The organism is Paenirhodobacter hankyongi (genome assembly GCF_003664585.1).
GTDB lineage: Bacteria > Pseudomonadota > Alphaproteobacteria > Rhodobacterales > Rhodobacteraceae > Rhodobacter > Rhodobacter hankyongi.
Genome location: NZ_RCHI01000002.1, coordinates 309,662 through 323,395, shown reverse-complemented (window position 1 = coordinate 323,395; position 13,734 = coordinate 309,662). Strand labels below are relative to the sequence as shown.

14 protein-coding genes are annotated in these 13,734 nt (G+C 65.9%); 7 read left to right on the top strand and 7 right to left on the bottom strand.

The features are described 5' to 3' along the window. The 5 genes from DYS74_RS18440 to DYS74_RS03545 form a co-directional block, all read left to right on the top strand. On the top strand, nt 1–482 hold a 482-nt coding region (locus DYS74_RS18440), incomplete at its 5' end, for a hypothetical protein (protein WP_220668814.1). Nucleotides 483–554: 72 nt separating this feature from the next. Beyond that, the gene (gpmI, locus tag DYS74_RS03560; protein ID WP_121530966.1) at nt 555–2,078 is read left to right on the top strand and encodes a 2,3-bisphosphoglycerate-independent phosphoglycerate mutase; all 1,524 of its coding nucleotides are present in this window, start codon (nt 555–557) and stop codon (nt 2,076–2,078) included. Then, on the top strand, nt 2,075–3,214 hold the full coding sequence (locus tag DYS74_RS03555) for a murein hydrolase activator EnvC family protein (protein WP_121530964.1): 1,140 nt from the start codon (nt 2,075–2,077) through the stop codon (nt 3,212–3,214). The genes gpmI and DYS74_RS03555 overlap by 4 nt, the downstream gene beginning before the upstream one ends. Before the next feature lie 3 nt (nt 3,215–3,217). Beyond that, nucleotides 3,218–4,654 carry a S41 family peptidase gene (locus DYS74_RS03550; protein WP_121530962.1) on the top strand — a complete coding sequence of 479 codons (1,437 nt, stop codon included), beginning with the start codon at nt 3,218–3,220 and terminating at the stop codon, nt 4,652–4,654. A 48-nt stretch (nt 4,655–4,702) separates the two neighbouring features. Beyond that, nucleotides 4,703–5,188 carry an RNA pyrophosphohydrolase gene (locus DYS74_RS03545; RefSeq protein ID WP_121530960.1) on the top strand — a complete coding sequence of 162 codons (486 nt, stop codon included), beginning with the start codon at nt 4,703–4,705 and terminating at the stop codon, nt 5,186–5,188. Nucleotides 5,189–5,191: 3 nt separating this feature from the next. Here the strand turns inward: DYS74_RS03545 and nadC are convergent, their stop codons facing one another. From nadC to DYS74_RS03510, 7 genes are all read right to left on the bottom strand, one after another. Further along, nucleotides 5,192–6,037 carry a carboxylating nicotinate-nucleotide diphosphorylase gene (nadC, locus tag DYS74_RS03540; protein ID WP_121530958.1) on the bottom strand — a complete coding sequence of 282 codons (846 nt, stop codon included), beginning with the start codon at nt 6,035–6,037 and terminating at the stop codon, nt 5,192–5,194. Beyond that, nucleotides 6,034–7,584 (bottom strand): L-aspartate oxidase, encoded by a 1,551-nt coding sequence (locus DYS74_RS03535; protein ID WP_121530956.1) that lies wholly within the window; start codon nt 7,582–7,584, stop codon nt 6,034–6,036. Before DYS74_RS03535 ends, nadC begins: the two co-directional genes overlap by 4 nt. After that, nucleotides 7,581–8,633 (bottom strand): quinolinate synthase NadA, encoded by a 1,053-nt coding sequence (gene nadA, locus DYS74_RS03530; protein WP_121530954.1) that lies wholly within the window; start codon nt 8,631–8,633, stop codon nt 7,581–7,583. The genes DYS74_RS03535 and nadA overlap by 4 nt, the downstream gene beginning before the upstream one ends. Nucleotides 8,634–8,746: 113 nt before the next feature. Then, nucleotides 8,747–9,436: a DNA polymerase III subunit epsilon gene (gene dnaQ, locus DYS74_RS03525; protein WP_121530952.1), complete on the bottom strand. Its 690-nt coding sequence runs from the start codon at nt 9,434–9,436 to the stop codon at nt 8,747–8,749. Beyond that, nucleotides 9,429–10,025 carry a dephospho-CoA kinase gene (gene coaE, locus DYS74_RS03520; protein WP_121530950.1) on the bottom strand — a complete coding sequence of 199 codons (597 nt, stop codon included), beginning with the start codon at nt 10,023–10,025 and terminating at the stop codon, nt 9,429–9,431. The genes dnaQ and coaE overlap by 8 nt, the downstream gene beginning before the upstream one ends. Continuing rightward, complete coding sequence (locus DYS74_RS03515) at nt 10,022–10,861, bottom strand: shikimate dehydrogenase (protein ID WP_121530948.1); 840 nt, start codon at nt 10,859–10,861, stop codon at nt 10,022–10,024. Before DYS74_RS03515 ends, coaE begins: the two co-directional genes overlap by 4 nt. After that, nucleotides 10,858–11,457: a Maf family protein gene (locus DYS74_RS03510; protein WP_121530946.1), complete on the bottom strand. Its 600-nt coding sequence runs from the start codon at nt 11,455–11,457 to the stop codon at nt 10,858–10,860. The genes DYS74_RS03515 and DYS74_RS03510 overlap by 4 nt, the downstream gene beginning before the upstream one ends. Before the next feature lie 396 nt (nt 11,458–11,853). On the opposite strand from DYS74_RS03510, the gene DYS74_RS03505 reads away from it, so the two are divergent. Together DYS74_RS03505 and rho are read left to right on the top strand one after the other, a co-directional pair. Then, nucleotides 11,854–12,318: a CopD family protein gene (locus DYS74_RS03505; protein WP_121530944.1), complete on the top strand. Its 465-nt coding sequence runs from the start codon at nt 11,854–11,856 to the stop codon at nt 12,316–12,318. A 131-nt stretch (nt 12,319–12,449) separates the two neighbouring features. Beyond that, nucleotides 12,450–13,733, top strand: coding sequence for a transcription termination factor Rho (gene rho, locus DYS74_RS03500; protein WP_394342931.1), 1,284 nt, complete (start codon nt 12,450–12,452; stop codon nt 13,731–13,733). The last annotated feature ends 1 nt before the right edge of the window (nt 13,734 follow it).

Sequence of the window (13,734 nt, the reverse complement as noted above, 5' to 3'; positions counted from 1 at the left end):
CCCTAGTGAGCGATATGCTACGGTCCGCGTCGCTTGCGACCAAACCGCCCGCATATCTCTTCAGATATCCGTCAATGTCAAAGAGCACGGAAACAAAATCAACCAGTTGCGCACCATCTCGTTGCGCCGCTAGCCAACCCGTTCCCAAATTTTCGTTTGCTTTCCAGTGCCTTGCGGCGCTTTCCGGCGACCGGCGCGGTGTGTTCCGCTTCGGTGAGGGGCTATTTACGGATCACCTCACGACTCCGCAAGAGACTTTTTCGGAAAAAACGCATCCGATTAAGAATATATCATCAAGCTATTGTTTTATAATGATTTTCTTTTCAATGAATCTTGCCGATGACGATCACCCGGAATGCCGACGCAAGAATCTTTCGCAAATCACCCGCCCCGACGAAAGCATCCTCAACCGACCGCGAACGGCGGGCAGGGCAGGGCCGGATATAGTCTGGATAGACGCGCGCTCGCGCACGCACGCGTGAGAAGGGCCCCGTAGCAGTTGCCGCGCGGGCCCCGGGCGCGTAAATAGAAGCCAGATTTCGCAGGAGGCTCCGATGACCCGTCCGAAACCCGTTGTGCTGTGCATTCTGGATGGCTGGGGCGAACGCCCCGAGACCGAGGGCAACGCACCTGCGCTCGCCAACACCCCGAACCTCGACAAGGTCTGGGCGACCTGTCCGAAGTCGACGCTGATCACCTTCGGCCCCGATGTCGGCCTGCCCACCGGGCAGATGGGCAACTCGGAGGTCGGGCACACCAATATCGGTGCCGGCCGCGTGGTGGCGATGGACCTCGGCCAGATCGATCTGGCGATCGAGGATGGCAGCTTTTTCCAGAACGAGGCGATCCTTGCCTTCATCGCCAAGGTGAAGGCCGCCGGCGGTCGGGCGCATCTGATGGGCGTCGTCTCGGATGGCGGCGTGCATGGCCATATCGAGCATCTGCTCGCCGCCTGCCGGATGATTGCCGGGGCAGGGGTGCCGGTCGTCGTCCACGCGATCACCGATGGCCGCGACGTCGCGCCCGACAGCGCCGCGCGGTTCGTCGATGACCTGGTGGCGCGGCTGCCCGAAGGCTGCACCGTCGCCACGGTGATCGGCCGCTATTGGGCGATGGACCGCGACAACCGCTGGGAGCGGGTGGGGCTCGCCTATGACGCGATGGTCAAGGCCGAGGGGCTGCATGCCGCGACGCCGGCCGAGGCGGTGGCGCAAAGCTATGCCAAGAAAGAGATGGACGAGTTCATCAAGCCCACGGTGATCGCCGACTACGCCGGCACGGCGGATGGCGACGGCTTCTTCTGCCTGAACTTCCGTGCCGACCGCGCCCGCGAGATCCTGCGCGCGCTGGCCGAGCCGGACTTTGCCGAGATCGACGTCTCGGCCCGACCGGTCTGGTCGGCGATGCTGGGCATGGTCGAGTATTCCTCGGGGCACAATGCCTATATGGCCACCGCCTATCCGAAGCGCGACCTGGTCAACACGCTGGGCGAATGGGTGTCGAAGCAGGGGCTGACGCAGTTCCACTGCGCCGAGACCGAGAAATACCCGCATGTCACCTTCTTCCTGAACGGCGGCAAGGAAGCGCCGTGGCAGGGCGAGGACCGCTTCATGCCGAAGTCGCCCAAGGTCGCGACCTATGATCTGCAGCCCGAGATGAGCGCCCCCGAGGTGACCGAGCATTTCATCGACGCGATCGAGAAGGGCTATGACCTGATCGTGGTGAACTTTGCCAACCCCGACATGGTCGGCCATACCGGCAGCCTGCCCGCCGCCATCGCCGCCTGCGAGGAGATCGACCGCGACATGGGCAAGGTGATCGCCGCGCTGAAGAAGGCGGGGGGGGCGATGATCGTCACCGCCGACCACGGCAATTGCGAGACGATGATCGACCCGGTGACGGGCGGGCCGCACACGGCGCATACCACGAACCCGGTGCCGGTCGCGCTGATCGGCGGGCCCGAGGGGGTGACACTGCGCGATGGCGGCCGCCTTGCCGATCTGGCGCCGACGCTGCTTGACCTGATGCAGCTGCCGGTGCCGCCCGAGATGACCGGCAAGACACTGATCGTCCGTTGATGCGGGCTGCGATCGTCGCGCTGATGCTGGGCGCCGGGGCGGCTTCGGCCAGCACCGCGACCGATGCTGCGCTGAAGGCCGCGGAGGATCTGCGCGCCTCGATCGGCGCGCTCGACGCGGCGCAGACCAAGGCCGACCGGGTCGCCGCGCTGACCGCGACGATCACCGCCTATGAGCAGGGGCTTGGCGCGCTGCGCGACGGGCTGCGACGGGCCGCGGTGCGCGAACACGAGATCCAGCAGGGCTTCGACGCGAAACGCGAGAACATCGGCCGGCTTCTGGGCGTGATGAGCACGATGGAGCGGTCCGAAGGGCCGCTGCTGCTGCTGCACCCCGCGGGGCCGCTTGGCTCGGCGCGCTCAGGCATGGTTCTGGGCGCCGTCACCCCGGCGCTGCAGGCCGAGGCCGAGAAGATGCGCACCGACCTCGAGGAGATCAAGACGCTGCGCGCGGTGCAAGGGAATGCCGAGAAGGTGCTCGAGGACGGGCTCGCCTCGGTGCAGGCCGCGCGCACCGCGCTGAGCGAGGCGGTGTCGGAACGCACCAAGCTGCCGAAGCGCTATCTCGAGGAACCGGAGGAGCTGCGCCAGCTGGTCGAAAGCGCCGACACGCTCGAGGGCTTTGCCACCGGCGTTGCCGATCTTGACAACGACATCGGCGCACCGATGGAGGATTTCGCCTCGGCCAAGGGCAGCCTGCCGATGCCGGTGATCGGCTCGGTGCTGCGCCAGTTCAACGAGGCCGACGCCGCCGGCATCCGCCGGCCCGGTCTGGTGGTGGCGACGGCGCCCGCCTCGCTGGTCACTGCGCCCTGGCCGGCGACGATCCGCTATCGCGGGCCGCTGCTCGACTACGGAAATGTGATGATTCTCGAACCGGCGAAGGGCTATCTTCTGGTTCTGGCCGGGCTGGGCACCGTCTATGGTGAAACCGGCGACGTGCTGGCCGCCGGGGCCCCGGTGGGGCTCATGGGCGGCACGGAACCCGGCGCGCAGGAATTCGGTGCCGATTTCGTGCAGGCGGCGCAGAAGGGCGGCAGTGCGGGCCGCACCGAGACGCTGTATTTGGAATTGAGGAAGGGCAAGGCGCCCGTGGACCCCGCCGCGTGGTTCACCCAGACGAAAGACCAGGGGTAGAGTATGAAGAAGTTCGTCATGGCCGCACTCGGCGGCACGGTTGCCGGGGTGCTGATCTCGACGCAGGTCGCCCCGCTGCTGGCGCAGGAGGCCAGCAAACCCGCCTCGGTCTATGAACAGCTCGATCTGTTCGGCGACATCTTCGAGCGGATCCGCGCAGATTACGTCGAACCCGTCGACGACAAGAAGCTGATCGAGGCCGCGATCAACGGCATGCTCAGCTCGCTCGACCCGCATTCGAGCTATCTGCCGCCCGACGATTACGCCGACATGAAGGTGCAGACGCGCGGTTCCTTCGGCGGACTCGGCATCGAGGTGACGCAGGAAGACGGCTTCGTGAAGGTCGTCTCGCCGATGGACGGCACGCCGGCGGCCGAAGCGGGCATCCAGTCGGGCGATTACATCACCCATGTCGACGGCGAGAGCCTGATGGGCCTGACCCTCGACCAGGCGGTCGACAAGATGCGCGGCCCGGTCGGCAGCGAGATCACCATCACCGTGGCGCGCCAGGGCCAGCAGGACCCCTTCGACGTGACGATGACCCGCGACACGATCAAGCTCACCGCGGTGAAGGGCCGGCTCGAGGGCAAGACCGTCGTGCTGCGGATCACCACTTTCAATGATCAGACCTTCCCGAACCTTCAGGAAAGTCTGAAAAAGGCGGTCGACGAGGCCGGTGGCATGGACAAGGTCGACGGTATCGTGATCGACCTGCGCAACAACCCGGGCGGGTTGCTGACCCAGGCGATCTCGGTCTCCGACGCCTTCCTCGACAAGGGCGAGATCGTCTCGACCCGCGGCCGCAAGCCCGAAGACAGCGAGCGCTGGAACGCGACAGCGGGCGATCTGGCGCAGGGCAAGCCGATCGTCGTGCTGATCAACGGCGGCTCGGCCTCGGCCTCGGAAATCGTCACCGGTGCGCTGCAGGACCACCACCGCGCGATCGTCGTCGGCACCAAGAGCTTCGGCAAGGGTTCGGTGCAGACGGTGATGCCGATCCGCAGCGAAGGGGCGATGCGACTGACCACGGCACGCTATTACACGCCCTCGGGCCGCTCGATCCAGGCGCTTGGCATCCAGCCCGATATCGTCGTGCCGCAACCCGATGCCGCCCCGGCCGCCGAGGACCAGACGAGCGAGGACAAGCCCGAAGCCAAGACCCGGTCCGAAGCCGATCTGCAGGGGATTCTGACCAACGACTCGATGACCGAGGACGAGAAGAAGCAGGCCGAGGAAGAGCGCGCCAAGGCAGAGGAGGCCGCGAAGCTGCGCCTGCAGGACTTCCAGCTTGCCTATGCGATCGACATCATCAAGGGCATGAAGGTGATGGCGCAGGACACTGACGCCGATCCGGCGACGCCCGCGGCCCCGGCCGAAGCCGCGCCGGAAAAGGCACCGGAGAAGGCGCCGGTGAAACCCGCGCCGAAACCCGCGAACTGAGACAACGGGGGGCCGATCGGCCCCCCCTCTTTCGCCAGGAAGAAGACCATGACCCCCGAAGAAATCTCCGCCCTCCCGTATCGCCGCAACGTCGGCGTGGTGCTGATGAACCCGCAAGGTCTGGTCTTCACCGGCCAGCGCATCGACAGCCCGGTGCCCGCCTGGCAGATGCCGCAGGGCGGCATTGACGAGGGCGAGAAGCCGAAGGAAGCGGCGCTGCGCGAGCTGTGGGAGGAAACCGGCGTGCGCCCCGATCTGGTCGAGAAGATCGCCAAGACGCGCGACTGGATCACCTATGACCTGCCCGCGGATCTGGTCGGCAACATCTGGAAGGGCCGCTACCGGGGGCAGAAACAGAAATGGTTCCTGCTGCGCTTCCTCGGGCACGACAGTGACGTGAACATCGCGACCGAGCATCCCGAATTCTCGGTCTGGGCCTGGAAGCCCCATACCGAGGTGCTCGAGGGCATCGTGCCCTTCAAGCGCGCGGTCTACGAGGCGGTCTTCGCCGAATTCCGCGACTATTTCGCCTGATCCTCAGAAGTCGAGACCAAGGTCGAGCGTGCGCGCCGAATGGGTGAGCGCGCCCGACGAGATATAGTCGACGCCCGTCGCCGCGACCTCGGAGATGCGGGAAAGTTGCATGTTTCCAGAGGCTTCCAGAACCACGCGACCGCCGGCAAGGGCCACGGCGCGGCGCAGGGTCGGGGTGTCCATGTTGTCGAGCAAGATCACGTCGGCGCCGCCGACCTCCAGCGCCTCTTCCAGCTGATCGAGACGGTCGACCTCCAGCTCGACGCGCATCATGTGGCTGCGCGCGGCCTTCGCCGCCTCGAGCACGGCACGGATGCCACCCGCCGCGGCGACGTGATTGTCCTTGATGAGAATCGCGTCCGACAGGCCGAAGCGGTGGTTCGAGCCGCCGCCATGCGCGACCGCCATCTTTTCCACCACCCGCAGGCCCGGAGTCGTCTTGCGGGTGCAGGTGATGCGGGTTCTCGTGCCGCGGGTCTCGGCGACGAAGGCCGATGTCAGCGTGGCGATGCCGCTCAGCCGCCCGGCGAAATTCAGCGCGACGCGCTCGCCCATCAGGATCGAGGCGGCATCCCCCTCGATCCGCATCAGCGTGTCGCCCGGCGCGATCGGGCTGCCGTCGGTGACACACGTTTCGACGCTCAGCGCCGGGTCCACCAAGCGGAAGGCGAGAGCCGCGATCTGCATCCCAGAGACCACGCCCGCCTCGCGCGCATTCAGCCGGGCGGCATAGCGGGTGCCGGCTGGCACCACGGCGCGGGTGGTGACATCGCCCATCGGCGACAGGTCTTCGGTCAGCGCCGCGCGCACCAGCGGTTCAAGCAGGAAATCGGGCAGGGGGGCGGTCATCGGTCCTCCGTCGCGCGGGCGCGGATCGCGCACGCCTCGTCAAGCGTGATGCGGGTGCGGCGGGCCCGGGTCGGGTCTGCCTGTGGAAAATCGGCGCGGAAGTGGCCACCGCGGCTTTCCTCGCGCGCCAGCGCCGCCGCCGCGATCAGCGTTGCCGTCGCGGTCATGTTGCGCAGCGAGTCGCCGGTGGCCGCGGCCTCGATCTCGGCGATGGTGCGCAGCGCGGCTTTCAGCCCGGCAGCGGTGCGCACCACGCCGACGCCATCGGTCATCGCCGCGCGCAGCCGGGTGACCGCGGCCTCATCGGTCACTTCATTTCCCTCGGGGATCTCCAGATCGACCTCGGGCGCCGATGCCATCGGCACGGCCGAAGCGATGCCCTCGGCACAGATCCGGGCAAAGACCAGCGCCTCGAGCAGCCCGTTCGAGGCAAGCCGGTTCGCGCCATGCAGCCCGGTCGAGGAGGCCTCGCCGCAGACCCACAGGTGCCCGAGCGACGCGCGGCCATCCTCGGTCACGTCGATGCCACCCATGTGGTAATGCGCGGCGGCGGCAACCGGGATCGGCTGCGAAACAGGGTCTATTCCGGCCCTTTTGCAGGCCTGCGCCACGGCCGGGAAGCGCGTCAGGATCTCGGCGCCCAGACAGGCGCGGGTGTCGAGCGCGGGCGCACGGCCGGCCTGACGCTCCAGATAGACGGCGCGGGCGACGATGTCGCGCGGCGCAAGTTCGGCATCCTTGTGCACGGGCAGCATGAAGCGCTCGCCCCGCGAATTCACCAGAACCGCGCCTTCGCCGCGCAATGCCTCGGTCGCAAGCGGGGCAGGGTCCTCGCCACTCGCAATCGCGGTCGGGTGAAACTGCACGAATTCCGGATCGGCGATGCGGGCGCCAGCGCGCGCCGCCATGCCGATCACCTGTCCCCGGATCCGCGGCGGGTTGGTGGTGACGGCGAAAAGCCCGCCCGAGCCGCCGCCGGCCAGCAGCACCGCCGGCGCGCGGAGCAACAGCTTGCCCGAGGGCGTATGCGCCTTCTTCACCCAGACCCCGGTCACCGCGCCATCGGTCACCTCGAGCAAGGTCGCAAGCACCCCCTCGGCGACCTGGATCGAGGCAGTGCCACGCACGGCGGCAATCAGCGTCTGCATGATCTCGTGCCCGGCCTGATCGCCCTTCACCCGCACCACGCGGGCGGTCGAATGCGCCGCCTCGCGCGACATCACATAGCCGCCCTCGGGGCTGCGGTCGAAGGGCGTGCCAAGCGCCGTGAGGTCGAGGATGCGGCTCGGCGCCTCGCCCGTCACCAGCCGGGCGATGTCGGGATCGACGATGCCGGCCCCCGCGGTCTCGGTGTCGCGGGCATGGGCGGCGGGGCTGTCGCTTGAGGCCATCGCCGCCGCAACGCCGCCCTGCGCCCAGGCGGAAGAGGCGCCTTCGCCCAGAACCTCGGGCGAGATCACCAGAACCGGACGCGGGGAGAGCTTCAGCGCCGCATAAAGCGCGCCGAGCCCGGCCCCGACGATCACGATGCGCGGGGTTTCGATCACTTCGCGATCTTCCGCGAGAGATCGATCATCCGCTCGACCGCGACGCGCGCCTTCGCGGCGACGACGGGATCGACGGTGACCTCCTCGGTCCCGGTGTGCAGCGACCACAGGATTTTCTCGAGTGTGATCTTCTTCATGTAGGGGCACATGTTGCAGGGCCCGACGAAATCCACATCCGGCAGCGCGTCGGCGATGTTCGACGCCATCGAGCATTCGGTGACCAGCATCGCGTGGCTCGGATGTTCGCGGGTGACATAGTCGATGATTCCCGAAGTGGACCCCGAGAAGTCCGATTCGGCCACGACATCTGGCGGGCATTCCGGATGGGCGATGATTCGCGTCTCGGGGTGCAACGCACGGAACTCGCGCAGGTCGCGCGCGGTGTATTGCTCGTGCACGATGCAGGACCCGGCCCACCAGACCACGCGTTTTGACGGAACCTGCTTTGCCACGTTCTGCGCAAGGTATTGATCTGGCGTCATAATTACCGTGTCTTCCGGCATCGCCGCGACAATTTGCGCTGCGTTGGCAGATGTGCAGCAAATGTCAGACGCCGCCTTCACAGCGGCCGTCGTGTTGACATAACTCACGACCGGAGCGCCGGGATATCGGGCCCGCATCTGGGCGATTCCCTCGGGCGTGATCGATTCGGCAAGCGAGCAGCCGGCCTCGACATCGGGAATCAGCACCGTCTTCGCCGGGTTCAGGATCTTCGAGGTCTCGGCCATGAAATGCACGCCGCATTGCACGATCACCTGCGCCTCGACCTTCGTCGCCTCGATCGCCAGTTGCAGGCTGTCGCCCACGACATCGGCAACGCCGTGATAGATCTCCGGCGTCATGTAGTTGTGCGCCAGGATCACCGCGTTCTTCTCGCGCTTCAGCCGGTTGATCGCACGGATATAGGGGGCGTGGCGGGCGAAGTCGGGCAGGGGGACGACGCGGTCCATCCGGGCATGGATGTCGCGCATCTCCTCGGCCAGTGTCAGCGACGGCGCAAGGTCATAGGCCTCGGCCAGGGTGGCACGGATCACGGCAAGGTCCAGCATGTTTCCTCCCGACACATGAGAACGAGCCAGCATGTAAGGGCTCGGACCGCCGGGTGAAACAGCAAAATTGCTGGAAAAGACGAATTTATGAAACTTTTATCGGATGGTCCGATTCACCGGTTCCAGATCGCTTTCTCGCCCAGCTTGGCCACGAAGGCAGCATGGGCCTCGGCCTCCTCCGGAGTGATGCGCGAGGGCAGGGGCGTCGGACGCGGACGCGGACGCCAGTCATCCTCGGCGCTCGCATTCTTCGCCCGCGAGGTATCCACCGTCAGACCGAAGACCGGCTGCCGGCCGCCGATCAGCTCGAGATAGACGTCGGCAAGGATTTCCGAGTCAAGCAGCGCCCCGTGCAGCGTGCGCGAGGAGTTGTCGATGTTGAACCGCCGGCACAGCGCGTCGAGCGAGGCGGGCGAGCCCGGAAAGCGGCGGCGCGCCATCATCAGCGTGTCGAGCGCGCGGTCATTCGCGATCAGCGGCTTCTTCGCCCAGCCCAGTTCCGCGTTCAGGAATTTCATGTCGAAGGCGGCATTGTGGATGACGAGCTTGGCATCCTCGCCGATGAAATCGAGGAAGTCCTGGGCGATGGCGGCAAAGACCGGCTTGTCGCGCAGGAACTCCTCGCCCAGCCCGTGGACCTCGAAGGCCTCGGTCGGCATGTCGCGTTCGGGGTTGATGTACTGGTGATAGGTGCGGCCGGTCGGCACGTGGTTGAACAGCTCGACTGCCCCGATCTCGACGATGCGGTGGCCTTCGTTCGGTTCGAAGCCGGTGGTTTCGGTGTCGAGGACGATCTCACGCATGGCGGGCCCTGATCTCGGCAATCAACTGGCGCACGGCGGCGCGGGTGCCCTCGATCGTGTGGGTCTCGATCACATGATGGGCGCGGGCGCGCTTGTGCACATCGGGAAGCTGGCGTTCGAGGATCAGGTCGAGCTGCGCCTCGGTCATCGTGCCGCGGGCCAGGACCCGGGCACGCTGATGCTCGGCCGGGACCGAGACCACAAGCACGGCGTCACAGATCTTGTCGGCGCCGGTCTCGAACAGCAGCGGGATGTCCAGAAGGATCAGGTCGGCCTCGGAATGGTCCTTGATGAACTCCATCCGCGCGGCCGTCGTCAGCGGGTGAACGATCGATTCCAGCCGGGACAGAGCCTGTTTGTCGCCGTGCAGCACCTCGCGCAGGCGCGCGCGGTCGACGGCACCGTCGACCACGACGCCGGGAAAGGCCTCGGCAATCGCCGGCACGGCGGCGCCACCCGGGGCGTAAAGCGCATGCACCGTCGCATCGGCATCCCAGACCGGCACGCCTTCCTCGGCAAACATCTTCGCCGTGGTCGACTTGCCCATGCCGATCGAGCCGGTCAGGCCGAGGAGAAAGGGTCTGTTCATGCCGAAAGCACCGCCTCGCGCAGCTCGGCCGTGACCTCTGGGCGATGGCCGAACCAGCGCTCGAAGCCCGGAACGGCCTGATGCAGAAGCATGCCCAGACCATCGACCGTGGTGCAGCCCATGGCCGCCGCCTCTTCCAGAAGTTTCGTGCGCAGCGGGGTATAGACGCAGTCGGTCACCACGGCGCGACTGTCGAGCGCATCAAGGGGCACGCGGAACTCGGCCTTGCCCTCCATGCCGAGCGAGGAGGTGTTCACCACGGTGCGGGCGTCCTCCATCATGTTGCCGGCCTGCACCCAGTCATAGACGACGACGCGGGCGCCGAATTCGGTGCGCAGCACATCCGCCCGCGCCCGGGTGCGGTTCGCGATGCGGATCTCGGGCACGCCGACCTCGAGCAGCGAGGCGACGATGGCGCGCGCAGCGCCACCGGCGCCGATCACCGCCGCCGGCCCCTCGGCCGGTGCCCAGCCCGGCGCGCCCTCGCGCAGGTTGGCGATGAAGCCGTAGCCGTCGGTGTTGTCGGCATGGATACGGCCGTCCGGGCGGAAGATCAGCGTGTTCGCCGCCCCGATCAGCGCGGCGCGGTCCGACACCACATCGGCCAGCGCCAGCACCGTCTCCTTGTGCGGAATGGTGACGTTGCAGCCGACGAAACCGGCCTTCGGCAGCGCGCGCAGCACCGTCTCCAGGTCTTCGGCCGCCACATCCATCGGGATGTAATGGCCGCGGATGCCGTATTGCTTCAGCCAATAGCCATGCAGCGCCGGCGAACGCGAATGTGCGATCGGCGAGCCGATGACGCCGGCCAGCGGAATCCGGGGATGGTCGTTCATGTCGTCAGATCTCCGCGCACATGCAGCCAGTTCAGGAACTCGATCAGCGGGAGCCCCAGGACGGCAAAGTAATCGCCTTCGACGGCAGAGAAAAGCCGCACGCCCTCTTCCTCGAGCTTGTAGCAGCCGACGGCGTGGCGAATGCTGTCCCAGTTGCGCGCGACATAGTCCTCGATGAAGGCGTCGGAGAGCGGGTGCATCCGCAGCCGCACCTCGGACACATGGCGCCACAGCGGCGCCCCGTCGCGCAGCGCCACCAGCGCCGACAGCAGCCGGTGCGTCTGACCCGACAACGCGCGCAGATGCGCGATCGCCTCTTCGGGCGTCGCGGGCTTGGCAAAGATCCGGCCCTTCAGCTCCAGCACCTGATCGGCGCCAAGAACCAGGTGCCCCGGCCGCCGCGCCGAGATTTTCGCGGCCTTCATCTCGGCCAGCGCATCGGCAACGTCGCGCGGCGTGGCCCCTTCGGCCTCGAGCGAGGCACGGATCGCCTCTTCGTCGATGCGACCGGGCAGGATCTCGACCTCGATGCCGGCGGCGCGCAGCAGACGCGCCCGGATTTCGGAGGAAGAGGCGAGGGTGAGGGCGAAGGTCATGTGGACAACATCCGGGAGAACTGCCGGGGCAAAGCTGTGGAGCCGCCGGGGTATGGAATTTCCTCCCCTGTTCTGGCGCGTTTCGGCCTGGAACGAAAGCGGACTCTGCACCTGTGACTCCGCTCTGGGGGCAAATGTGAGCGACTCATGAGTCGCCAGTGAGTCGTCCGGCTTTTCCACAGATTCGTCCCGCCCGATGATTTCGTGAATCTCATTGAAGCTGAAAGATAATTCCGCAACATCCCGAGTCCGGGACAAACAGATGGGGACTCTTGTCCACCCTGGGGAAAACTGTGCTGAAACTGCGTAATCCCCATTATCCACAGGGCAAACATCATCATCATCTTTTCTTTTATTTCTTTTTATCTTTATGAAGTGATGCGAACGGAGGGACCGATGACCGACTTTCTGCTGACCACCTACCCTTGGGTCAAAAGCCTGCATGTCATGTCGGTGCTCGCCTGGATGGCGGGGCTGTTCTACCTGCCACGGCTTTACGTCTATCATGTCGAGGGCCTCAAAAAGCAGGGCGTGACCCGCGGTTCGGACATGGAGCTGCTGTTCCGGCATCAGGAACGTCTGTTGATGAAGGCGATCATGGCGCCCGCGATGCTCTCGAGCTGGTTCTTCGGGCTGCTGCTGGTCGTCACCCCGGCGGTGATCGACTGGTCTGCCGCCTGGCCCTGGGCGAAGGGCGCCGCGGTGATCGCGATGACTGGCTATCATTTCTTCCTCGAGGTCGCGCGCAAACGCTTCATCGCTGGCGAGAACCGGATGACCGGCCGGCAATGGCGGATGATGAACGAAGTTCCGACGCTTCTGATGATCGTCATCGTGCTCGCGGTGATCGTGAAGTTCTGAGCATTCGTTGACTCGCGGCCCCTCAGGGCTTATCTGCGAAATCAGCCCCGGCCGTCCGGCCGACAGGTTCTTCTGAAGACGACGATGGACACGCGCTGCCGGGACGCCGGCCGGCGCCCTTTGCGGATGGAATGCCGATGAACACCGAAACCGAACGGCTCAATCTTGCGGATCTGAAGGCCAAGAGCCCGAAGGACCTGCTGGCGATGGCCGAGGACTGGGAGATCGAGAACGCCTCGACCATGCGCAAGGGCGAGATGATGTTCTCGATCCTGAAAGAGCATGCCGAGGAAGGCGTCGAGATCGGCGGGGACGGTGTGCTCGAGGTGCTGCAGGACGGGTTCGGCTTCCTGCGCTCGCCCGAGGCGAACTATCTGCCGGGCCCGGATGACATCTACGTCTCGCCCGACATGATCCGGCAATACAGCCTGCGCACCGGCGACACGGTCGAGGGGATCATCCGCGCCCCCGGCGAAAACGAGCGCTATTTCGCCCTGACCTCGGTCGAACGGATCAACTTCGAGGACCCGGACAAGGCCCGCCACAAGGTCGCCTTCGACAACCTCACGCCGCTTTACCCCGACGAGCGGCTGAAGATGGAAATCGAGGATCCGACGATCAAGGATCGTTCGGCACGGATCATCGATCTCGTGGCGCCGATCGGGAAGGGGCAGCGTGGCCTGATCGTGGCGCCGCCGCGCACCGGTAAGACGGTTCTGCTGCAGAACATCGCGCATTCGATCGCGACCAATCATCCGGAATGCTACCTGATCGTGCTTCTGATCGACGAACGTCCGGAAGAAGTGACCGACATGCAGCGTTCGGTGAAGGGCGAGGTGATCTCCTCGACCTTCGACGAACCGGCAACGCGGCACGTCGCGGTCGCCGAAATGGTGATCGAGAAGGCCAAGCGCCTGGTCGAGCACAAGCGCGACGTGGTGATCTTGCTCGACTCGATCACCCGTCTCGGCCGCGCTTACAACACCGTGGTGCCGAGCTCGGGCAAGGTGCTGACCGGCGGTGTCGACGCGAACGCGCTGCAGCGGCCGAAGCGCTTCTTCGGTGCCGCGCGCAACATCGAAGAGGGCGGCTCGCTGACGATCATCGCGACGGCGCTGATCGACACCGGCTCGCGCATGGACGAGGTGATCTTCGAAGAGTTCAAAGGCACCGGCAACTCGGAAATCGTGCTCGACCGCAAGGTGGCGGACAAGCGCGTCTTCCCGGCGATGGACATCCTCAAATCGGGCACCCGCAAGGAAGACCTGCTGGTCGACCAGAAGGACCTGCAGAAGACCTATCTGCTGCGCCGCATCCTGAACCCGATGGGCACCACCGATGCGATCGAGTTCCTGATTTCGAAGCTGAAGCAGACGAAGACGAACGGCGAGTTCTTCGAGTCGATGAACGGCTGAG